The following is a 21,295-nucleotide window of genomic DNA, read 5'->3' as shown; positions in this document are numbered from 1 at the left end:
GCAAGTGAATTTGCTGGCCGCTTTTGCGCTCATGTTGGTGATCGAAGGTGTTTTGCCGTTTTTGGCTCCCGCCGTATGGCGCGAGACCTTTCGCAAAATGATTGAGCTTTCCGATGGTCAGCTCCGTTTTGTCGGCCTGGGATCGATGCTGGGCGGCCTGTTGATGTTTTTCTTGGTTAAATGATGCAAATCTGGTTACTTCCCGAATATATCGAAGACATCCTGCCGCCTGAAGCGCGGCGGATCGAAAGCCTGCGCCGTCGCTTGCTCGACCTGTTTCACGTTCATGGTTACCTGCAGGTCATCCCCCCCATGCTGGAATACCTGCCCTCGCTGCTGACCGGTACCGGGCACGACATGGATCTCAAAACGTTCAAAGTCGTCGATCAGCTCTCCGGACGCATGATGGGGTTGCGCGCCGACATCACGCCCCAGGCAGCGCGGGTCGATGCGCACCTGCTCAATCGCGGTGGTGTGGTGCGTCTGTGTTACGCAGGCAGCGTGCTGCAAGCCATGCCGGAAGGCATGATGCAAACGCGTGAGCCATTGCAGATCGGTGCCGAGTTGTTTGGTCACCCAGGCATAGAAAGCGATGTAGAGATACAGCAACTGATGTTAAAGGCGCTGCAGCTGATCGGCTTGCAAGGCATCCACCTGGATATCGGCCATGTCGGCATTTTCCAGGCATTGATGGAGCGGGGCGGCGTTTCCGCGGACCTCGAAGCTGCGCTATTCCAGGCATTGCAAGGCAAGGATGTGTCCAGCATCGGCGAATTGGCGCAGGGGTTGGATGCCGTTACCCGTGATGCGATATTGCTGTTGCCGCAGCTTTATGGCGGCATCGAAGTTCTGGAGCGGGCACAGAAAAGCCTGCCAGATTATCCCGAGATACGGCGCGCGCTGGACGATTTACGCAGCATCGCCGCGGGTGTTGGTGAGATGGCGGATAGCATCGCCTTCGATCTGGCGGAATTGCGCGGCTACCACTACCACAGCGGAGTGGTGTTCGCTGTCTATCTTCCGGGTCAGGCGCACGCAGTCGCCAAGGGCGGGCGTTACGACGAAGTGGGGAAGGTCTTCGGTCGCGCGCGACCGGCAACGGGTTTTAGCATGGATTTGCGCGTGTTGTGCGGCGCCCTGGGGCCTGCGGCTGCAGCTCCAGCGATCCTCGCACCGCATGCCGGGGACGCGGCATTGCAGGATAAAATCGAGACGCTGCGCAGCCAGGGAGAGGTGGTTGTAATGGACTTGCCTGGTCATGAAGCGCAACGCGATGAGCTGAATTGCGATCGGGTTCTGGTTTTACGCGATAACCAGTGGCAAATAGAAAAAATCAAGTCTTAGGGGTTGGATAACATGACAAAGAATGTAGTAGTAATCGGCACGCAGTGGGGAGATGAAGGAAAGGGAAAAATCGTTGACTGGCTCACCGATCATGCCCAGGGCGTGGCGCGCTTTCAGGGTGGACACAACGCCGGTCATACCCTGGTGATCAACGGCGCCAAAACGGTATTGCACCTGATTCCTTCGGGCATCCTGCGCGACAAGGTGGAGTGCTACATCGGTAACGGTGTGGTGGTCTCCCCGTGGGCGCTGATGGAAGAAGTGGACATGCTGGAGAAGGCCGGTGTGCCGGTGCGCAACCGTCTCAAGATTTCCGAGGCCTGCCCGGTCATCATGCCGCATCACGTGGCTCTGGATCAGGCGCGCGAAGCCGCCAAAGGCGCGGGCAAGATCGGTACCACCGGGCGCGGCATCGGTCCCGCCTACGAGGACAAGGTGTCGCGCCGCGGTATCCGCATCCAGGACCTGTTCCACCGCGAACGCCTGGCGGCCAAGCTGGGCGAAATTCTCGATTATCACAACTTCGTGCTGAAGAATTACTTCAAGGCCGAAACGGTGGATTTCCAGAAATCCCTGGACGACGTGCTGGTGATTGCGGAACGCATCAAACCCATGGTGGCCGACGTGCCGCGCCTGCTGTTCGAGGCCAACAAAGCGGGCAAGAACATCCTGTTCGAAGGCGCGCAGGGTGCTTTGCTCGACATCGACCACGGTACTTACCCCTTCGTGACCTCCAGCAACTGCATCGCCTCCAACGCGGCGACCGGTTGCGGCGTGGGCCCGCAGATGCTGCACTACGTGCTGGGCATCACCAAGGCCTACACCACCCGTGTCGGCTCCGGCCCGTTCCCCACCGAATTGTATGATGCGGTGGACAAGCTCGATGCCGACGGCAAACACATGGCCGACCGCGGTCACGAATTCGGTGCCACCACGGGCCGTGCGCGCCGTTGCGGCTGGTTCGACGCCGCAGCACTGAAACGCTCGATCCAGATCAATGGCGTGACGGGGCTGTGCGTCACCAAGCTGGACGTGATGGATGGCATGGAAACAGTGCGCCTGTGCGTCGGCTACAAGATCGACGGTACGACCACCGATATCTTGCCGGTAGGGGCAGAACTGCTCTCCCGTTGCGAGCCGATCTACGAAGACATGCCCGGCTGGAACGAAAACACCGTGGGCGTAAAGAGCTACGACGAGTTGCCCGCCAAGGCGCGCGCCTACCTTGCGCGCATGGAAGCAATCTGCGGCGTGCCGATCGATATCATCTCAACCGGCCCGGATCGGGAAGAAACGATCGTGTTAAGGCACCCGTTTGAGTAATGCAGCGGCGGATTCAGGGCTGGTGGGGCGGAGACTGCCGCACCAGCCACCCGCCTTCACGTTTTTCCTTGAATGTAGTCGAGAGAAAAACAAAAGGGCGGGTTCCGAAGAACCCGCCCTTTATATTTTGGTGCCCAGAAGAGGACTCGAACCTCCACACCTTGCGGCACACGGACCTGAACCGTGCGCGTCTACCAATTCCGCCATCTGGGCTTCAAGAAACGCGAATTCTATAGGAAACGAAAATTTTGTCAAATCAAAATAGCAAAACCGCCAAGAAAGGCGGAAAACATCAAGACCCGCATTACGAGCGGGAAAGCAAAAATTATGAAAAGCCGCTGCCGAGCCGCGAGTTCGTGCTCGACATCCTTGCAGAGCAGGGCGTGCCGATCAGCGACGAAAAGCTGATCAATCTTCTCGGATTAAGCGACGAAGACGCTGAGATATTCACCCGCCGTCTCCGGGCCATGGAACGCGACGGGCAGATCATGCGCAACCGCAAGAATGCGATCTGCCTGGTGGAAAAGCTGGACCTCATCAAGGGCAAGGTGCAGGGGCATCCCGACGGATTCGGTTTCCTGGTGCCTGACGATGGCGGCCCCGATCTGTTCCTTTCCGGCAAACAGATGGACAAGGTGCTGCACGGCGATCATGTCATGGCGCGGCAGATCGGGGTGGACCGGCGCGGACGTCCCGAAGGCAGCATCGTGGAGGTGCTCGAGCACGTCAACACGCGCCTGGTGGGTCGGTTGCACGTCGAGCATGGCATCCTGTTCGTGACGGCGGAAAACAAACGCATCAGCCAGGAAATCCTCATAGAGCCGGGGTCCGACATGGGAGCACAGCCTGGCCAGGTGGTGATGGTGGAACTGGTTGAACAGCCTTCCAAGCACAACCGTCCGATCGGACGGGTCGCAGAAGTGCTGGGCAACTATGCCGACCCCGGCATGGAGATCGAAATCGCCCTGCGCAAGCACAATCTGCCCAACGAATTTCCTGAAGCCGTGGCGGAAGCAGCCAGGAAGCTCAAGCCCAAGGTGCAGAAAAAGGATTACGAAGGGCGTGAGGACGTGCGCGATCTGCCGCTCGTTACCATCGACAGCGAAACTGCGCGCGATTTCGACGACGCAGTGTTCTGCAAGCCGCTGGGCAAGGGCTGGAAGCTGCTCGGCAAGGGCGGCTGGAAGCTGTACGTGGCGATCGCCGATGTGAGTCATTACGTGAAGCCGGGCGAGCCCCTCGACAAGGAGGCGATAGAACGCGGCAATTCGGTGTATTTCCCGCGCCGCGTCATCCCGATGCTGCCGGAAGAACTGTCCAACGGTTTGTGCTCGCTCAATCCGCACGTGGAACGCCTGTGCATGGTGTGCGAAATGGACATCAACAGCAGCGGCGAGGTCAAGAAATACCGCTTTTACCCGGCGGTGATGAACTCCCACAAGCGCTTTACCTACACCATCGTGGCCGAAATGCTGGCCGATCCGAAAGGCAAGGCAGCACAGGAACATGAAGCCTTGCTGCCGCACGTCCAGGAACTGGAAAAACTCTACAAGGTGCTGGTCAAGGCGCGCGCCAAGCGCGGTGCGATCGATTTCGAGACCATTGAAACCCAGATGATGTTCAACGCCCAGGGCAAGATCGACCGCATCGTGCCGGTACACCGCAATGACGCCCACCGCCTGATCGAGGAGTGCATGCTGGCGGCCAACGTCTGCGCCTCCGAGTTCCTCAAGGAGCACAAGCACCCCGCCTTGTACCGCATCCACGAGGGGCCGACGCCGGAGAAGCTGCTCAATCTGCGCGAGTTTCTGCGCGAATTTGGCCTGGAACTGGGTGGCGGCGACGACCCCCATGCCAAGGATTACGCCAAGCTGCTGACGAGGATCAAGGATCGCCCGGACGCGCAATTGCTGCAGACGGTGATGCTGCGCTCACTGCGTCAGGCGGTGTATAGCCCGGACAATGTGGGCCATTTCGGCCTGGCTTATGAAAACTACACCCATTTCACCTCGCCGATCCGCCGTTACCCCGACCTTCTGGTACATCGCTCCATCAAGGCGGCGCTGCACAAGGAAAAATACAAACCCGGCAAGTGGGACGAACTCGGCATGCACTGTTCCATGACCGAGCGCCGCGCCGACGAAGCCACCCGTGATGTGGAGTCCTGGCTCAAATGCTTCTTCATGCAGGACAAGGTGGGCGAAGTCTTCAGCGGCAGCATCAGCGGCGTCACCGGTTTCGGCGTCTTCGTCGCGCTGGACGATATTTATGTCGAAGGTCTGGTGCATGTGACCGACCTGGGCGACGAGTATTTCCACTTCGACGCCGCGAAACACCAGATGCTGGGCGAACGCAGCGCTACGCGCTTCCGTCTGGGCGACAGGATGCAGGTAAAAGTCGCGCGGGTGGATCTGGAAACCAGTCGCGTCGATTTTTCACTGGTGAAGGAAGAGAAGCGCCCTGGGGCCGCGCCGACCAAGCCTCGCTCGTCCAGGTCAGCCAGAACCGAAGCGCCGAAAACCCGCGGCGCGGCCAGCACCCCGACGCCCAAGGCCGCAGCGGCGCCACGCCGTAAGGCGAAGCCCAAAGCCGGCCAGGAGTGATTTGTGCAGTCCGTTCTGATCTACGGTTTTCATGCCATCACCAGCCGTCTGCGCCAGAATCCGTCCAGCGTGCAGGAAATCCATCTTGACGAGGGGCGGCACGACCAGCGCTCGCGCGATCTGCAGCAGCTTGCCGAATCACTCGGCGTGCGCGTGATCCAGACGCCGCGCCAGCGTCTCGACGGCATGGCGCCGGAAGGCCGCCATCAGGGCGTGGTGGCGAAGGTTGCGGCGGCTCTTGCCTTGCCCCATACCCTGGACGGCGTGCTGGAAGGCTTGAGCGAACCGGCGTTACTGCTGGTGCTGGATGGCGTGCAGGACCCGCACAACCTCGGGGCGTGCCTGCGCGTGGCGGATGCAATGGGCGCGCACGCCGTAATCGCGCCCAAGGATCGCGCTGCAGGACTCAATCCCACGGTGCGCAAGGTGGCCTCCGGTGCGGCAGAAACCGTGCCGTTCATCACGGTGACCAATCTGGCACGCACCTTGCGCGAGTTGCAGGAACTGGGGATCTGGGTGGTGGGGACGGCGGGCGAGGCGGAAAGTGACTTGTTCGGTATCAAGCTCGACGGTCCCCTGGCACTGGTGCTGGGCGCGGAAGGGGAGGGATTGCGCCGCCTGACGCGTGAAAACTGCGATCAGTTGGCGCGTATTCCCATGTTCGGCACGGTAGAGAGCCTCAATGTCTCGGTGGCGGCAGGCATGTGCCTGTTTGAAGCTCGCCGCCAGCGGAATGCCGGAATCGCTTAGAAGGGGTTTCTGGCTTTCCCGGAATTGGATCCGCGCTGAGTCGGTTCCCAGTTTTCCAGCGTGCGCTTGCGCGAGCGGCTGGCGAAGAAGTAGATCATCCCCGCAATCAGGATGCCTGGTCCGGCAGGCCAGTAGTCTTTCCAGCTATTGGCAGTTTTCTGCGCTGGAGTCGATGGTTTCTGCATCGCAGCCAACATCCTGTTTTGCAGCTCGATCGTTTTTTGCATCTCCGAGAGTTTGGACTCAAGCTTCGCCAGTTGGGCTTGCATCGCCAGAAACTGGGCTGTCTTGTCATCCAGTTCCTTGGTCAATTCCTTTTCACGCTGCTGCATGCGCTCCTTTTCCGTCTGGCCGGGCGCTGCAGGCGTTTCCGCAACGCCTGATACTACCTTCAGCCGGTCCTTGGACGGAACTGTGTGACTGATGATTTTTTTCCGTGCAATCGGGGGCGTGCCTTGTTTTGCTTTGCTCCGTGCGGCACGGCGATTGCTGGCCCTGGAAGAAGTGCCGCCCGCAGCCGGTGTTGCCGCGACGGTCTGTTTGGATATGGAGGGTGCCTTCTCCATGGCTTGCGGCACTTCAACGTATGTGGCCGGATCGATCAGGACGGTATATTCCCGCACCAGGCGCCCTTGTTCCTGGCAGCCGCTCTGGATGAATACGCTGAGGTAAGGTTCATTCAGTGCGTTGTTGCCGGAGATGAGCAGTTGCCACATTCCGCCCTGCCGTGACAGGGATAATTGGGCGTGGCGCAGGTATACCATTCCGTCCGCCGGTGCCGGAGGCGAAAGGTTCAGGCAGCTAATGTCCACTTCTTCATTGGGTGCGGTTTGCACGGGTATCGTTGCCCGGAAAGGATCTCCCAGATACGATTGCACGGTAATTTCACCCAGGCTGAAGGCGGCGCCGGGTAAAGGGGCCAGCAGTGTGATTACAAGCGTGGCAATCGGTGCGATTTTCCAGGTATTCATGGCGTTTATCTCTTTTTTTGGCAGGAATGCATTTTCCATCTGTAGATTCGTCGGTGAATGCGTTGGTCGCTTGGACTCATGAAATGAACGATTTAACTTCATGAACAAACTGTAATCATTATGCGCTGATGGCCGACTTTCCCTCAAGGTCAATTGGCGATTTATATCAGTTTCATTCTGTTCCCCCATGCTGTCGCAAAACGCCGCACGGCGCCGTTGTGGGCCGGTCGGCGTTTTCGTGATATCTTTCCCAACTGTATTTGACCCAACGGAATGGCATGAAGAAGCACTGGTTACCCTTTCTGCTCGCATTTGTACTGCCCCTGATTCTGACCTACTGGTGGTGGGGTGGCTTCAATAAAGCGAGCTTCGAGATTGCACAACGTGGCCCCTACCATTACGCCTACATGACCCAAAAGGGCGACTACTCGAAATTGCCGGACAAGCAGCAGGAAGTGCTGGGACGTCTGCGGCAGCAGGGGGTCGCCGTCGGGACGCCGATCACCTTGCTGCTGAATGATGCACGCACCACCCCGAAGCGCGACTGGGTTGCACAGACAGGCTATCTGGTGGACGCGCATGCCAGGGTCAGCGAACCTTTGGCGATCGGTGATGTGCCGGCGCGCCTTGCGCTGGTCGTCAAGGTCAAGGCGCAGCTCTTGCTGGCGCCGGGAAAAGCTTATTCGGCGTTGATGGATTATCTCGACGAACATCACATGCAATTCCGGCAACCCACGGTTGAGCTTTACCAGAATGGGGTGCTGACTGTGGAAATGAACCTCTAAAGAATTTTCTATGAGCTTTCTTGCATTGCTCGCCGCGCTTTTACTCGACTACTTTCAGCCGCTGCCCGCGCATGTCCGCGCCTATACCTGGTTTTCCCGCTACGCCCATTACCTTGAGCAACAATTCAATGCCGGTGCCCACCGGCACGGCTTGCTGGCGTGGCTGCTGGCGGTCGTTCCCCTGGCTTCGCTGGCGACAGCGGGTTATCTGTTCCTGGATCAGCTCAATACCCTGCTGGGATGGCTGTGGAGCGTAGCCGTGCTGTACCTTGCGATGGGATTCCGGTTCCTGGGTGTGAATGCAGCCAGCATCGCTTCAGCCTTGCGCGGGCAGAAACTGGACGAGGCTCGAGAGCAACTGGGAAAATGGCTGGGGCGGGATGCTTCTCTCCTTTCTGCCAGCGAGGTTGCCAAGCTGGGGATAGAAGAAATTTTGCGCGGCGCCTATCAACACCTGTTTGGGGTGATAATCTGGTTTGCGGTGTTCGGACCGGGCGGTGCGCTGTTTTATCGCCTCTGCCAGATTCTAAGCCTGAAATGGGGCGAACTGGACGAACGGGAATTCGGCGATTTCGGCAAAGTGGCGACGCGGGTATTCGCATGGATGGATTGGGTGCCGCTGCATGTTAGCGCCATCAGTTTTGCCGTTGTGGGTGACTTCGAGGATGCCATGTATTGCTGGCGTTCGCAGGCGGGGCAGTGGACGCAGCGTGGCGTGGGGATCGTGCTTGCCAGCGGTGCCGGCGCCATGGGAGTGAAGCTGGGAGATGCCATTCCCGGACGCGATGGGATCGAGCCACGTCCGGAGCTTGGGCTGGGCGATGAGGCCGATGCGGACTATCTCGACAGCGCCGTGAGCATGGTGTGGCGTGCGCTGGTGTTGTGGCTGGTGTTGTTGTTACTACTTACTTTGGCTCGATGGACAGGGTCTTAGTTCTCAACTTATATAGAAAGAAAATCATGAAAATCACAACCATAGACCTGATCCGCCATGGCGAGCCCGTCGGCGGCAAGAAATATCGCGGCCAGACCAACGATCCCCTGAGCGAAAAAGGCTGGGAGGAAATGTGGGCGGCCGTGGGCGAGCATCACCCGTGGCAGCATATCGCGACGTCGCCGCTGTCGCGCTGCGCGGATTTCGCGCACGCGCTGGCGCAAAAATGGCAGATTCCGGTCAGCGAAGACCGGCGCCTGATGGAAATCGGTTTCGGTGAATGGGAAGGCAAAACGCCGCAGGAACTGATGGAGAACGACCCCGACACCCTGCTGAAATTCTGGCGCGACCCGCTGCATCACCACCCCATCGGTGCTGAGCCGCTGACCGAATTCGCCGCCCGTGTAAGCGCGGTGTGGCACGTGCTGGTCAAGGAATACAAGGGCGAGCATGTGCTGGTGGTCGCACACGCCGGCGTGATCCGCATGATCATGGCTTACGTGCTGGGCATGCCGATGGACCACATTTTCCGCATTCAGGTAAGCAACTCGGGGATCACGCGGATTCATATCGAGGGCGAAGGCAAGACCGCCCTGCCGAGCCTGGAGTTCCATAACGGGGTCCTGTAACCGGTCATGCCGCGGGGCAGGCGCTTGCTCTAATCCCATAAGCACTCGTCCGGCTTTTCGGACGATTGCCTCGTGGCGGGCCACTTGAGGAGTTTTTCCCGTTATCGACCGGGAAGCACGTAATGGACATCCATACCAAGACTATCGACGAGCGCATCGGCTGGCTGCTCGATCTTGCGCGCCGGCACTCGGCATCCTTCTGCAGTCCGGAGTCGTACCTCGCGCGCGAGCGCTATCTGGCCGAGCACCCCACCGACATCGTTGTGCTCAAGTGCATGGACGGGCGCATCAATATCCCCATTGCGACCAACACGCCGACTGGCATTCTGACGCCAATCCGCAACCTGGGCGGGATGTTCAACCTGGGCTGGCCCCATCTCGGGGAGGTGTTGTCCAATCACGTGCATGACGTGGTGACCCAAGGGCGCCGCGTGCTGACCCTGATCACCTATCATTTTTCCAAAGGCGACAAGCACCGTGGCTGCGCCGGTTTCTGTTTCGATACCGAGGCGGCCATCGCTCACACCTATTCCATCAAGCGTCAGGTAGAGCATGTCTTCGGCCGTGGTCACGGTACCGTCTACCCCATCGTGTGCGGTTTCGAAACCGACGACGATTCGCTCATCCTGCACGGTGAGCAGGGCGACGTTCTGGATGTGGCTACCCTCAAACCCGAGGATGCCGACACCCTGGGTCTGCGGCTTGAAGCGCTGTTCCCCGACATGCCGAATCAGGTGCGCCAGGACCTGCTGCCGCTTATTCTCGGCAACATGGCCCATGTCGCAGAAGTGAGGGGAGCCACGCGCACGCTGGATATCGAGCATCGCGAGTGGATGATCTGCCTCGGGCGCGGCTTCGATTTCATGCATACGCCCAACATCGCCCTCATCATCGGCCCATACAGCCCGGATCTGGCCGATCCCATACGCAAAGCAGCAGGCATTATCGAGGCCAACATGCGCGCCGGGCGCACGCCGGATGACGGGTTTTTGCTGCTGGCCTCCGTCCCTTATGCCGAGATCGGTGTGGATCGCGCCCGCGCCGAGCTGAAGTCGCGCTTCCTGTCCCAGTTCGCGGCCGAGGTGATCCGTGCCGAATACCCGCAGCTGGCGGACAAGATGCTGATGCACACCGCCGTGTTGAACTGGCGCTCCAGAGCGCTGGAAGAGATTTCCGCCGAGTGAGCGGCTGAAATCAGGGCTTCCCTCGTGTGCTTGGGGTGACGGTATAATCCACCCCTAATGGATAAAGTGATCATATGAAAATAGCCATAGCCCAAATCAACTGCGTGGTCGGCGATCTCGACGGCAATGCCGCGCGGATACTTGATCATGCCCAACGCGCGCGGGATCTGGGCGCAGAGCTTCTGCTCACCCCCGAATTGTCGTTGACCGGCTATCCCCCGGAAGACCTGCTGTTGCGCGACGGGTTCTACGTGGCATGCGACCATGCCCTGTATACGCTGGCGCGCCAGATCGAGGGGGTTACTGTGGTGGTGGGGCACCCGCACATGGATGACGGCAGACGTTACAACGCCGCTTCGGTGCTGCAGGGCGGCAAGGTCGTGGCCACCTACTACAAGCAGAAACTTCCGAATCACTCCGTGTTCGACGAAGTGCGCTATTTTGTGCCCGGAACCGAAGCTTGTGTTTTCGAGGTGGGCGGGATCAAGTTGGGCATCAATATCTGCGCCGATATCTGGGAAGAGGGCGCCGCGTCGTGCGCGCTTGCCGCTGGGGCCGAAGTGCTGCTGGTGCTCAACGCTTCGCCCTACCACATGAACAAGCAGGTATCGCGTTACGAGGCCGTGCGCGAACGCATCGGGGAATGCGGCGTGCCCGTCTTTTACGCCAACCTGGTTGGTGGTCAGGATGAACTGGTGTTCGATGGCGCATCGTTCGTCATGGACGGCAAGGGCGCCCTGGTGCAGCAGATGCCGGCATTCGAAGAATCGTTACGGCTGGTGGAACTGGAGAACGGTTGCCCGCAAGCAGGAGAAATTATTCCCGAGTATTCGCTGGAAGAAAGCGTCTATCGCGCTTTATGCCTCGGGGTGAAGGACTACGTGGAAAAGAACGGCTTTCCCGGTGTGGTGCTGGGTTTGTCCGGCGGAATCGACTCCGCACTGGTGCTGGCTGTTGCCGTCGATGCGCTGGGAGCGGACAAGGTGCGGGCGGTGATGATGCCTTCACAGTACACCGCCAATATCAGCCTGCAGGACGCCGAAGTCATGGCTTCGACGCTGGGCGTGAATTACAGCGAGATGTCGATCAAGCCGGTATTCGACATTTTCCTCAACACCCTGGCCGACGAATTCGACGCCCTGCCGTTCGACACCACCGAGGAAAACATCCAGGCGCGCATCCGCGGCACGCTGCTGATGGCGCTATCCAACAAGTACGGCTCGATCGTGATTACGACCGGCAACAAGAGCGAGATGGCAGTGGGCTACGCCACGCTGTACGGCGACATGGCTGGCGGCTTCGCCGTGCTCAAGGATGTGCCGAAGACCCTGGTTTATCGCCTTGCACGTTATCGCAACAGCCTTGGCCGCGCGATTCCGGAACGCGTCATCACCCGGGCGCCCTCGGCCGAATTGCGCCAGGACCAGACCGACCAGGACAGCTTGCCACCGTACGAAGTACTGGACGCCATCATGGAGGCGTACGTCGAACATGACATGTGCCCGCACGACATCATCGCGCTGGGATTCTCGGAGCGCGACGTGAGGCGCGTGGTGAAACTGATCGACCTGAGCGAATACAAGCGCCGCCAATCCCCGGTCGGCGTGCGTATTACGCCGCGCGGATTCGGCAGGGACCGGCGCTACCCCATTACTTCCAAATACCGTCCATGGACAGAATAACCAGGAGAAATAAATGAAAAAAATCGAAGCCATCATCAAGCCGTTCAAGCTCGACGAAGTTCGCGAAGCGCTCTCGGAAATCGGCGTTACCGGCCTGACCGTGACCGAGGTCAAAGGCTTCGGGCGCCAGAAGGGGCACACCGAGCTTTACCGCGGCGCGGAATACGTGGTGGATTTCCTGCCCAAGGTGAAGATCGAACTGGTCATCACCTCGGCCCAGGTGGATGCGGCGCTCGAGGCGATCGTCAATGCCGCGCGCACCGGCAAGATCGGCGACGGGAAGATTTTCGTGACGTCGGTGGAGAAGGTTGTCCGGATCAGGACGGGCGAAACGGACGAAGCAGCTATATAACGAAAACCTCGCACTCCCTCTCCCGCAAGCGGGGGAGGGCAGGGGGGAACGCTTTACCAGAGACGCCACCAAGGCTTCTTGCTCTGGCTGGAGCCGTTCAGGAATTTGCTGTTCGGGTAGTTCTTGCTCAGCACCCGGCGCGTATCGTCGCGCAAGTCATTCAAACCCATGGCGTCGTAGGACTGCACCATGATCGCCAGCGCTTCTTCCGTGGCGGGGGTCTGCGGGTATTCCTGCAGCACGATTTGTGCACGGTTGACCGCAGCCACATAGGCGCCGCGCCGTGCGTAGTAACGTGCGATATGCACGTCGCTGGCGGCCAGTGTGTTGACCAGGTATTTCATCCGCGCCGCGGCATCAGGAGCGTATTTGCTCTTGGGGAAGCGTGTGACCAGCTCCCTGAACGCTTCGAACGAATCCTTGGCGGCCTTGGGGTCGCGTTCGGACAGATCCTGGTCGGCGATTGCGCCGAGCAGGCCCAGGTCCTCGTTGAAGTTGGCTAGCCCTTTCAGGTAGTAGGCGTAGTCGACGTTGGGATGATTGGGGTGCAGCTTGATGAAACGGTCGCAGGCGGCGATGGCGGAAACCGGCTCGTTGTCCTTGAAGTAGGCATAGGCTTCTTCAAGTTGCGACTGCTGTGCATAGCGTCCGTAGGGGTAGCGTGCCTCGAGTGTTTCGAAATACTTGATGGCCTTGCTGTAGTTGCCATCATTCATCTCGTTCTTGGCTTCGCTGTAGAGCTTTTGCGCCGACCAGCCCTTGGTTTCGTCCTGGACTTCGGGAAGCAGACCGCAACCGGTCACCAGCAACAGCAGAATTAACGCTAAACTACGCTTCATGACTGAATCCGAAAAAAATTTGACCGATTATAACCGAAACGCCCCTCAACTCCAGCCCCATTCACCCCTGCTCCTGGAGATTCCGTCCGATTGCAGCGGGCTGCGCCTGGATCAGGCGCTCTCGACCCTGCTGCCGGAGTATTCCCGCAGTCGCCTGCAAGCCTGGATCAAGGATGGACACGTCAAGCTCAACGGCGCTGTCGTCATCCCGCGTCATATCGTATGGCAGGGCGACCAGGCCGAGGTGGAGACGCAGCTCGCGGCGGACGAAATCGCTTTCCGGCCGGAAGATATCGCGCTCGACATCGTCTACGAGGACGACTCGTTGCTGGTCATCAACAAGCCCGCCGGGCTGGTGGTCCATCCTGGTAGCGGCAACTGGCAGGGCACCATGCTTAATGCGCTGCTGCATCACGCTCCCCAGCTGGCAGGGATTCCACGTGCCGGCATCGTGCATCGTCTCGACAAGGACACCAGCGGCTTGCTGGTGGTGGCGAAGACATTTACCGCGCAGACCGACCTGGTGCGCCAGTTGCAGGCGCGCTCGGTGAAGCGCGAATACCTCGCCGTGGTGCAGGGTGCACCGCAGGAAACGGGCAGCGTGGAGGCGCCCATCGGCCGCCATCCCACGCAGCGCATCAAGATGGCGGTGGTGCAGTATGGCAAACCGGCGCTAACCCATTTCGCCTTAGTAGAACGCTTCGCGCACTACAGCCTGGTGCGCTGCCAGCTTGAAACCGGACGTACGCACCAGATCCGCGTGCACATGCAGCACCTGGGCTTTCCCCTGCTGGGCGACCCGGTCTATGCCGGCAAAGGCATGAATATCCCGGTGGCGCTACGCGAGGCGGTCAAAGGCTTCACGCGCCAGGCCTTGCACGCCACCCGTCTCGGATTGATTCATCCGGTCAGCGGGGAGGCGATGGAGTGGCGCGTCGACATGCCGGACGATATGGCCGCATTGCTCGAAGCGCTGCGGAACGAAGACCGATGAAGCAAGGCTGGATCGTTCCGGATTGGCCCGCGCCGGCCAGTGTGCATGCCCTGGTGACGACTCGCGCTGGCGGGGTGAGCGTGGCGCCCTATGCCTGCCTCAATCTGGGCGATCATGTCGGGGACGACCCCATTGCAGTCGCTGCCAACCGGCGCATGCTGCAAACCAGCCTGCCTACTGAGCCGGTGTGGCTGAAACAGGTGCATGGCCGAGGCATCGCGGATGCCGATCATGCCGCGGGCGTGCCCAACGGTCATGGCAAAAGTGTGACTCCCGACCATGAAACTTGCCGTGACCGTTTCCCCCACCCCAGCCCTCCCCCTGCACCCGCAAGGGGCGTCCCCGCCGGGATTGGCAGCAAAGCTGCTCAATCCGGCGAGACGGGAGAGGGGGACGAAGGCTCGCTTCGTGAGTCTCAAATTACAGCTGACGGCAGCGTGGCGCGAAAATCCGGGGTTGTCTGTGCCGTGCTGACCGCCGATTGCCTGCCCGTCCTGCTGTGTGACCGCGCCGGTACGGTGGTGGCCGCGGCGCACGCCGGTTGGCGAGGCTTGGCGGATGGCGTGGTGGAAGCTGCGGTGGCGGCTATGGCGGTCGAAGCGGGGGAAGTCCTCGCCTGGCTCGGTCCCGCCATCGGCCCGCAAGCATTCGAAGTCGGCGGAGAGGTGCGGCAAATTTTCATGGAGCACGACCCGGCAGCAGATTCGGCTTTTGTCCCTTCGGTCAATGCGGGGAAGTGGCTGGCGGACATCTACCTGCTGGCACGCCAGCGCCTGGCGCGGATCGGCGTGAGCGCGGTGTATGGCGGGGACTGCTGCACCTATTCCGATGCGGAGCGTTTTTACTCCTATCGTCGCGATGGCGTGACCGGGCGCATAGCGTCGCTTGTCTGGATCGATCCGGAAAAGCGCTGAATGGTGCTGCAAGCCCTCTGGCTGCCGAACTGGCGGGACTTGACAGCCTCCGTATAATAGCGATTTTAAAAAAACCATACTCGCCCCATGTCCATACTTGCCTGGATCATACTTTCAAGCCTGCTCGGCGGCACACTGAGCGTTGCCGCCGCCGCGCTGTTCGCTTTTTCCGCCCGGGCAGCCATGGTTCCGCTGCTGGTGAGCTATGCCATCGGTGCCTTGCTGGGCGCGGTGTTTCTCGAGATACTGCCGCACGCATTCGAGCTGAGCCATGACGTGCACACCATGGCCGGGACGGTATTGTTCGGCATCCTGCTGTTCTTCACGCTGGAGAAACTGGTGTTGTGGCGCCACTGCCACCATACCGATGAGTGCGAGGTGCACGGCGTCCACGAGGGGCATACCGATCACGGGCGCAGCGGCATGATGATCATGGTGGGTGACACCTTCCACAATTTTGTCGACGGCATCCTGATCGCCGCGGCGTTCATGGTGGACGTGCAGGTGGGAGTGGTGACTTCGCTCGCCATCATCGCGCACGAAATTCCTCAGGAAGTCGGCGACTTCCTCATCCTGCTTCACTCCGGCTACACCCGGCGCCAGGCCTTTACCTTCAATCTGCTGTCGAGCCTGGCCACGATGGTGGGCGGCGTGCTGGCTTACGTCGGGCTGCAGTCGCTGCAGGGCCTGGTGCCGTATTTTCTCGGCGTGGCGGCGGCAAGCATGATCTACGTGGCGGTGGCGGATCTGATTCCGGGGCTGCACAAGCGTCCGGAAATCAAGGCCACGGTGCAGCAGGTATCCCTAATCGCCCTGGGAATCGCTTCCATCTGGCTGACCGAGGCGTTGCTCGGCGGCCTTGCGTAAACGCGTGCGTCGGCGCTGAGGCGTACCGACCAGCCATAGAAACAGCGCCAGCGGCGCTGCGCCGTAGAACAGGAAAGTCAGCAGACCGGCGACGAAACTGGTTTCCGTGATGGACATCATCAGTACGACGTAGCCCCAGGCGATAGCGACGATATACACCTAATTTTCTCCCAAAACGATGTGCCATAGCTGGCGTACCGATGTGACAAAGGGCGCCGCCTGCTCCGGCGCGATGCGGGCATAGGCGGCACTTTGCAGGCGCAGTGCGTGCTGCCACTGGCGGAAGTGGCGGTAGGCGTCGCGCGATGCTTCCGCCAGCTCTGCGGGTATCAGGCTCAGTTCCGCGGCGAGTTTTAGCAGTGCCAGGTTGCCGGCGTTGCGCGTGAGTTCGGGGTGCGCATGGGCATGGGCCAGCACCAGGTATTGCACCGCGAATTCCACGTCGATGATGCCGCCGCGGTCGTGCTTGAGGTCGAACTGGCCACTGGCGTTGGGGTGGGCGTCGAGCATTTTCTGGCGCATTTCCAGGACTTCTTTTTTCAGTGCGAGCGGGTCGCGTTGCTGCGCCAGCACCTGGTGCCGGATGCGTTCGAAACTCGCGCCGATTTCCGCATCGCCGGCGCAGTAGCGCGCCCGGGTCAACGCCTGATGCTCCCAGATCCAGGCCTGGGTTTGCTGGTAATTTTCGAAGGCCGCCATCGTGCTGACCAGCAGCCCGCTGGCGCCGTTGGGGCGCAGGCGCAGGTCGGTGTCGTAGAGCATGCCGGCGGACGTCAGGCTGGTGAGCCAGGTATTGATGCGCTGGCCGAGCCGGGCGTAGATTTCCGGCGCCTCCGGTGCATCGTCGTCGTAGAGATAGATGATGTCCAGGTCCGAGGCGTAACCCAGTTCCTTTCCGCCCAGTTTGCCGTAGCCGACGATGGCGAAGCGCGGCTCGTCGCGGTGCCTGATGCGCAGCCCTTGCCAGCACAGGCGCAGCGTTTCGCCCAGGATCAGGTCCGCGAGGTCGCTCAGATGATCGCTGAGCTTTTCCAGCGGCAGAATGCCGGCCAGGTCCTGCGTCACCAGGCGGAATACCTGCGCTTGCTTGAAATGGCGCAGGATGTCCATCTGCCGCTCGGTGTCGCCGCTCGCCGCGTCGAGCAAGGCGCGCAGCTCGGCGCGCGATCGGGTGCAGTCCGGCGCGGTGTGGAGGCTGCGGGTGTCGAGCAGTTCGTCCAGCAGCACCGGGTGCTGGGTGAGGTAGTCGGACACCCACGGGCTGGTGCTGCACAGCCTGGCCACCTGGCTCAGGGTTTGCGGATATTCCAGCAGCAGGGCGAGGTAGGCGGCGCGGCGGCTGATGTTTTCCAGCAGCTTGAGGATACGCTCCAGCGTTTCGTCCGGATTGGGGAAGCCGGCGGCAACCTGGATCAGCGGCGGAAGCAGGGCGTCGAAGCGGATGCGGCTGGTTTCCGGCAATTGCGCGTAGCGGTTGCCCTGGCGTATGCGGGTGAGGCGTTGCCAGGTCTCTTCGCCATTGCTGTAGCCGAGTTCCACCAGTTGCCCGACCGCCTCGTTATCAGCTAGGTGTCCCTGCCACAGCGCGCTCAGGGGGTGGCTTTGCTGCTGGCTTTGCGGCGCGGCGAACACCTGCTCGAAATGGCGCGTCACCTTGTGGCGATGTGTGTTGAGCGCGGCGTAAAAGCCGTTCCAGTCGGCGAAATTCATGGCCTCCGCGATCAGTTGGCGGTCGCCTTCGTTGCCTGGCAGGGTCTGGGTTTGCGCGTCTTCCAGGTACTGCAGACGGTGCTCCAGGTTGCGCAGGAAAAAATACGCCTTGCGCAGTTCCGCGACGGCCTGGGGCTGCATCAGCTCGCGCTGCGCGATCAGGTCCATGGCTTCCAGCGTGGAGCGCGTCTGCAGCGCCGGCTCCTTGCCGCCGCGGATGAGCTGGAACACCTGGGTGATGAACTCGATCTCGCGGATGCCGCCGGGGCCAAGCTTGATGTTGTCGTCGAGCTCGCGCCGCTGCACTTCGCGGCGAATTTGCCCGTGCAGCTCGCGCAGCGAGGAAAATGCACCGAAATCCAGGTACTTGCGGAACACGAAGGGGCGCAGCATGGCCGCCAGTTCCTGGTATTGGCTGCCGCACAGGGGGCGACCCTTGATCCAGGCGTAGCGCTCCCATTCGCGCCCTTGGGTGAGGTAATAGTTCTCGATCATGGCAAAGCTGCCGGCGAGGGGGCCGGCATCGCCATAGGGGCGCAGCCGCATGTCGACGCGGAACACGAAGCCGTCCGGGGTGTTCTCGCCGATCGCGGCGATTAGTTTCTTGCCCAGCAGGGTGAAAAATTCGTGGTTGCTGATGTGCCGCGGGCCGCTGGTTTCGCCCTCTTCGGGGTAGGCGAAGATCAGGTCGATGTCGGACGATACATTCAGCTCGCCGCCCCCCAGCTTGCCCATGCCCACCACGATCATGTCCTGCGGCGTCCCGCTTTCTTCGCCGACGGGCTGGCCGTATTGCGCGGAGAGCCAGGCAGACAGGCGTTCCAGGGCAAAGGCGACGGTCACTTCCGCCAGTTGCGAAGCATTGCGCATCACTTCCCCGAGATCGGCCAGACCGGCCAGATCGCGCACGATGAGGCGCAGCATGACGCGCTTGCGCAGCGTGCGCAGGGCCGTCTTGAGCGTGGTTTCGTCGCCGCAAACTGCGTCGGCGAGCGCGGCCTGCATGGATTGTGCGGTCCATGGCGTGTGGAGCTGGGCAAGCAGTTCTTCGCGCAACATGGGGTCGCTATGCACCAGGCGCTGTGCGTAGCGGCTGTGACGCAGTGCGGTTTCGATCAGGTCTTGTGCGGAGGCGGCTGGTGGCTTGGTCATGTCGTTTTGCGGTGTGGAAAGTGGCGGCGTAAAGCGATATTATTAGCGGATATTGTATCCCCTTGGCGGCGTGAGGAGTGAGGGGAGAGGAGTGAGGAGTAAAAAGGCGGTGATGCCGTTTAGAATTTATTTCCCACCTCGTCTTAGTCTTAATCCCTCACCGGCAACGAAATTAAAACACTGCGGAGAAGAGCACCATGGCGTCGATCGAATCAATACTGCATGAAACCCGTCTTTTTCCACCGAGCGATGCTTTCCAAGCGCAAGCCAATGTGTCGGGTATCGAGGCCTATCGTGCCCTGTGCGCGCAGGCGGAGCAGGATTACGAAGGCTTCTGGGGCGCCCAGGCGCGTGAAAACCTGGTATGGCACAAGCCTTTCAGCCACGTGCTGGACGAAAGCAAAGCGCCTTTCTATCGCTGGTTCCACGACGGCGAAATGAACGTCTCCTACAATTGCCTGGACAAGCACCTGGCGACCCAGGGCGACAAAACCGCCATCATTTTCGAGGCGGACGACGGCACGGTGAGCAAGGTGAGTTACCAGGAGCTGTACGAGCGCGTGTGCCAGTTCGCCAACGGATTGAAGTCACTCAATATCGTCAAGGGCGACCGCGTCATCATCTACATGCCGATGTCGGTCGAGGCGGTGGTGGCGATGCAAGCCTGCGCGCGCATCGGCGCCATCCATTCCGTGGTGTTCGGCGGCTTTTCCGCCAAAAGCCTGCACGAACGTATCATCGACGCCCGCGCCAAGGCGGTGATCACCGCCGATGAAAGCATGCGCGGCGGCAAGGCGATCCCGCTCAAGGCGGCGGTGGACGAGGCGCTCGGACTGGGCGGCTGCGAATGCATCGAGAAAGTGGTGGTGTATCGCCGCAGCGGCGGAGCGGTCCAGTGGGATGCGCAGCGCGACATGTGGTGGCACGACCTGGTCAAGGATCAGGCGAAGAGCTGCGAACCGACCTGGGTCAACGCGGAAGACCCGCTTTTCATCCTCTACACTTCCGGTTCCACCGGCAAGCCCAAGGGCGTGCAGCATTCCAGCGCCGGCTTCCTGCTCGGTGCCGTGCTGTCGATGAAATGGGTGTTCGACTACAAGCCCGGCGACGTCTACTGGTGTACCGCCGACGTGGGCTGGATTACCGGCCACACCTACGTTGCCTACGGCCCGCTGGCCATGGGTGCGACCGAAGTCATTTTCGAGGGCATCCCGACCTATCCCGATGCCGGCCGTTTCTGGAAGGTGATTCAGGACCACAAGGTAACGACCTTCTACACCGCGCCGACGGCGATTCGTTCCCTGATCAAGCTGGGCAACGATCTGCCCAAGCAATACGACATGTCCTCGCTGCGCCTGCTGGGCACCGTGGGCGAGCCGATCAACCCGGAAGCCTGGATGTGGTACCACGAGGTGGTGGGCCAAAGCCGCTGTCCGATCGTCGATACCTGGTGGCAGACCGAGACCGGCAGCAACATGATCGCGCCCTTGCCCGGCGCCGTCGCCACCAAGCCCGGTTCCTGCACTTTGCCGCTGCCCGGCATCATCGCCGATATCGTGGACGAGGTGGGGCATGAGGTGGAGAAGGGACACGGCGGTTTCCTGGTCATCAAGCGCCCGTTCCCGTCCCAGCTCAGAACCTTGTGGGGCGATCCGGAACGTTTTCAGAAGACTTATTTCCCCGAAGAGCTGGGCGGCAAGTATTACCTCGCCGGAGACTCTTCGCACCGCGACGCCGACGGCTATTACTGGATCATGGGACGCATCGACGACGTGCTCAACGTCTCGGGGCACCGCCTCGGCACCATGGAGATCGAGTCGGCGCTGGTAGCCAACCCGCTGGTGGCGGAAGCCGCTGTAGTGGGCAAGCCGCACGAGATCAAGGGCGAGGCGGTGGTGGCTTACGTGGTGCTGAAAGGAGCGCGTCCCGAGGGCGAGGAGGCGAAGAAAATCGCTGCCGACTTACGCAACTGGGTGGGCCACGAAATCGGCCCGATCGCCAAGCCGGACGAGATCCGCTTCGGCGACAACCTGCCCAAGACCCGTTCCGGCAAAATCATGCGCCGTTTGTTGCGCGCCATCGCCAAGGGCGAAGAGATCACCTCCGATACCTCCACCCTGGAAAACCCGGCGATCCTGGAGCAGCTCAAGAACGCCGTGAAGTAGCTGGAAGGGGCTGACCTGAATTGCGCGTGACGCAATTGTAATGAAATTGGAATAGGCCCTTAGCGCGTATAATCGAACCGCGGCATGGCTTGCATGC

19 protein-coding genes and 1 tRNA gene are annotated in these 21,295 nt (G+C 60.7%); 15 read left to right on the top strand and 5 right to left on the bottom strand.

What is annotated here, in order from left to right; all coding sequences use genetic code 11:
• Positions 1-4 precede the first annotated feature (4 nt).
• Genes SKTS_RS13555 through SKTS_RS13545 form a run of 3 tightly spaced genes read left to right on the top strand, consistent with a single transcriptional unit; the run spans position 5 to position 2,667 of the window.
• A complete protein-coding gene (locus SKTS_RS13555; protein WP_280513668.1) occupies positions 5-184 on the top strand; it encodes a DUF2065 domain-containing protein in 180 nt (59 codons plus the stop codon).
• A complete protein-coding gene (locus SKTS_RS13550) occupies positions 184-1,344 on the top strand; it encodes an ATP phosphoribosyltransferase regulatory subunit (protein WP_173066000.1) in 1,161 nt (386 codons plus the stop codon). The genes SKTS_RS13555 and SKTS_RS13550 overlap by 1 nt, the downstream gene beginning before the upstream one ends.
• A 12-nt stretch (positions 1,345-1,356) precedes the next feature.
• Positions 1,357-2,667: an adenylosuccinate synthase gene (locus SKTS_RS13545; RefSeq protein WP_173065997.1), complete on the top strand. Its 1,311-nt coding sequence runs from the start codon at positions 1,357-1,359 to the stop codon at positions 2,665-2,667.
• A gap of 128 nt (positions 2,668-2,795) precedes the next feature.
• Here SKTS_RS13545 and SKTS_RS13540 read toward each other — a convergent pair.
• Positions 2,796-2,880 (bottom strand) — tRNA-Leu (locus tag SKTS_RS13540).
• 35 nt (positions 2,881-2,915) lie between these two features.
• Between SKTS_RS13540 and rnr the strand changes: the two genes are divergently transcribed.
• Together rnr and rlmB are read left to right on the top strand one after the other, a co-directional pair.
• Positions 2,916-5,270, top strand: coding sequence for a ribonuclease R (rnr, locus tag SKTS_RS13535; protein ID WP_173065994.1), 2,355 nt, complete (start codon positions 2,916-2,918; stop codon positions 5,268-5,270).
• A 3-nt stretch (positions 5,271-5,273) separates the two neighbouring features.
• Positions 5,274-6,020, top strand: coding sequence for a 23S rRNA (guanosine(2251)-2'-O)-methyltransferase RlmB (gene rlmB / locus SKTS_RS13530; protein WP_173065991.1), 747 nt, complete (start codon positions 5,274-5,276; stop codon positions 6,018-6,020).
• Here the strand turns inward: rlmB and SKTS_RS13525 are convergent.
• The gene (locus SKTS_RS13525) at positions 6,017-7,180 is read right to left on the bottom strand and encodes a type IV pilus assembly protein FimV (RefSeq protein WP_173065988.1); all 1,164 of its coding nucleotides are present in this window, start codon (positions 7,178-7,180) and stop codon (positions 6,017-6,019) included. The genes rlmB and SKTS_RS13525 overlap by 4 nt on opposite strands.
• Before the next feature lie 89 nt (positions 7,181-7,269).
• Here SKTS_RS13525 and SKTS_RS13520 point away from each other — a divergent pair, with 89 nt between their 5' ends.
• From SKTS_RS13520 to SKTS_RS13495, 6 genes are all read left to right on the top strand, one after another.
• Positions 7,270-7,776, top strand: a complete 507-nt coding sequence (locus SKTS_RS13520) for a GyrI-like domain-containing protein (RefSeq protein WP_173065985.1) — start codon at positions 7,270-7,272, stop codon at positions 7,774-7,776.
• Between the two features lie 10 nt (positions 7,777-7,786).
• Positions 7,787-8,710: a CobD/CbiB family protein gene (locus SKTS_RS13515; protein WP_173065983.1), complete on the top strand. Its 924-nt coding sequence runs from the start codon at positions 7,787-7,789 to the stop codon at positions 8,708-8,710.
• Between the two features lie 26 nt (positions 8,711-8,736).
• Positions 8,737-9,339: an alpha-ribazole phosphatase gene (gene cobC, locus SKTS_RS13510; protein WP_173065980.1), complete on the top strand. Its 603-nt coding sequence runs from the start codon at positions 8,737-8,739 to the stop codon at positions 9,337-9,339.
• Between the two features lie 122 nt (positions 9,340-9,461).
• Positions 9,462-10,523 (top strand): carboxysome shell carbonic anhydrase domain-containg protein, encoded by a 1,062-nt coding sequence (locus SKTS_RS13505; protein ID WP_173065977.1) that lies wholly within the window; start codon positions 9,462-9,464, stop codon positions 10,521-10,523.
• 74 nt (positions 10,524-10,597) lie between these two features.
• Positions 10,598-12,205 (top strand): NAD+ synthase, encoded by a 1,608-nt coding sequence (locus SKTS_RS13500; RefSeq protein ID WP_173065974.1) that lies wholly within the window; start codon positions 10,598-10,600, stop codon positions 12,203-12,205.
• A 13-nt stretch (positions 12,206-12,218) separates the two neighbouring features.
• Entirely contained in the window at positions 12,219-12,557 is a 339-nt protein-coding gene (locus SKTS_RS13495) for a P-II family nitrogen regulator (RefSeq protein ID WP_173065971.1), read from the top strand.
• 53 nt (positions 12,558-12,610) lie between these two features.
• Here the strand turns inward: SKTS_RS13495 and SKTS_RS13490 are convergent, their stop codons facing one another.
• On the bottom strand, positions 12,611-13,396 hold the full coding sequence (locus SKTS_RS13490; RefSeq protein WP_173065969.1) for an outer membrane protein assembly factor BamD: 786 nt from the start codon (positions 13,394-13,396) through the stop codon (positions 12,611-12,613).
• A 19-nt stretch (positions 13,397-13,415) separates the two neighbouring features.
• On the opposite strand from SKTS_RS13490, the gene rluD reads away from it, so the two are divergent.
• The 3 genes from rluD (at position 13,416) to SKTS_RS13475 (ending at position 16,171) form a co-directional block, all read left to right on the top strand.
• Positions 13,416-14,390 (top strand): 23S rRNA pseudouridine(1911/1915/1917) synthase RluD, encoded by a 975-nt coding sequence (gene rluD, locus SKTS_RS13485; protein WP_342342992.1) that lies wholly within the window; start codon positions 13,416-13,418, stop codon positions 14,388-14,390.
• Positions 14,387-15,304, top strand: a complete 918-nt coding sequence (pgeF, locus tag SKTS_RS13480; protein WP_173065963.1) for a peptidoglycan editing factor PgeF — start codon at positions 14,387-14,389, stop codon at positions 15,302-15,304. Before rluD ends, pgeF begins: the two co-directional genes overlap by 4 nt.
• Positions 15,305-15,391: 87 nt before the next feature.
• Positions 15,392-16,171, top strand: a complete 780-nt coding sequence (locus SKTS_RS13475; protein WP_173065960.1) for a ZIP family metal transporter — start codon at positions 15,392-15,394, stop codon at positions 16,169-16,171.
• Here the strand turns inward: SKTS_RS13475 and SKTS_RS13470 are convergent.
• Entirely contained in the window at positions 16,109-16,330 is a 222-nt protein-coding gene (locus SKTS_RS13470; RefSeq protein ID WP_173065957.1) for a hypothetical protein, read from the bottom strand. The two genes, SKTS_RS13475 and SKTS_RS13470, sit on opposite strands and share 63 nt — an antisense overlap.
• Positions 16,331-19,033: a bifunctional [glutamate--ammonia ligase]-adenylyl-L-tyrosine phosphorylase/[glutamate--ammonia-ligase] adenylyltransferase gene (gene glnE, locus SKTS_RS13465; protein WP_173065954.1), complete on the bottom strand. Its 2,703-nt coding sequence runs from the start codon at positions 19,031-19,033 to the stop codon at positions 16,331-16,333.
• Between the two features lie 197 nt (positions 19,034-19,230).
• Between glnE and acs the strand changes: the two genes are divergently transcribed.
• Positions 19,231-21,198 carry an acetate--CoA ligase gene (gene acs, locus SKTS_RS13460; protein WP_173065951.1) on the top strand — a complete coding sequence of 656 codons (1,968 nt, stop codon included), beginning with the start codon at positions 19,231-19,233 and terminating at the stop codon, positions 21,196-21,198.
• Positions 21,199-21,295 lie beyond the last annotated feature (97 nt).

The organism is Sulfurimicrobium lacus, assembly GCF_011764585.1.
Taxonomy (GTDB): Bacteria; Pseudomonadota; Gammaproteobacteria; order Burkholderiales; family Sulfuricellaceae; genus Sulfurimicrobium; species Sulfurimicrobium lacus.
Note: the sequence above shows the minus strand (reverse complement) of the source record. Positions and strands in the feature narration are given on the sequence as shown.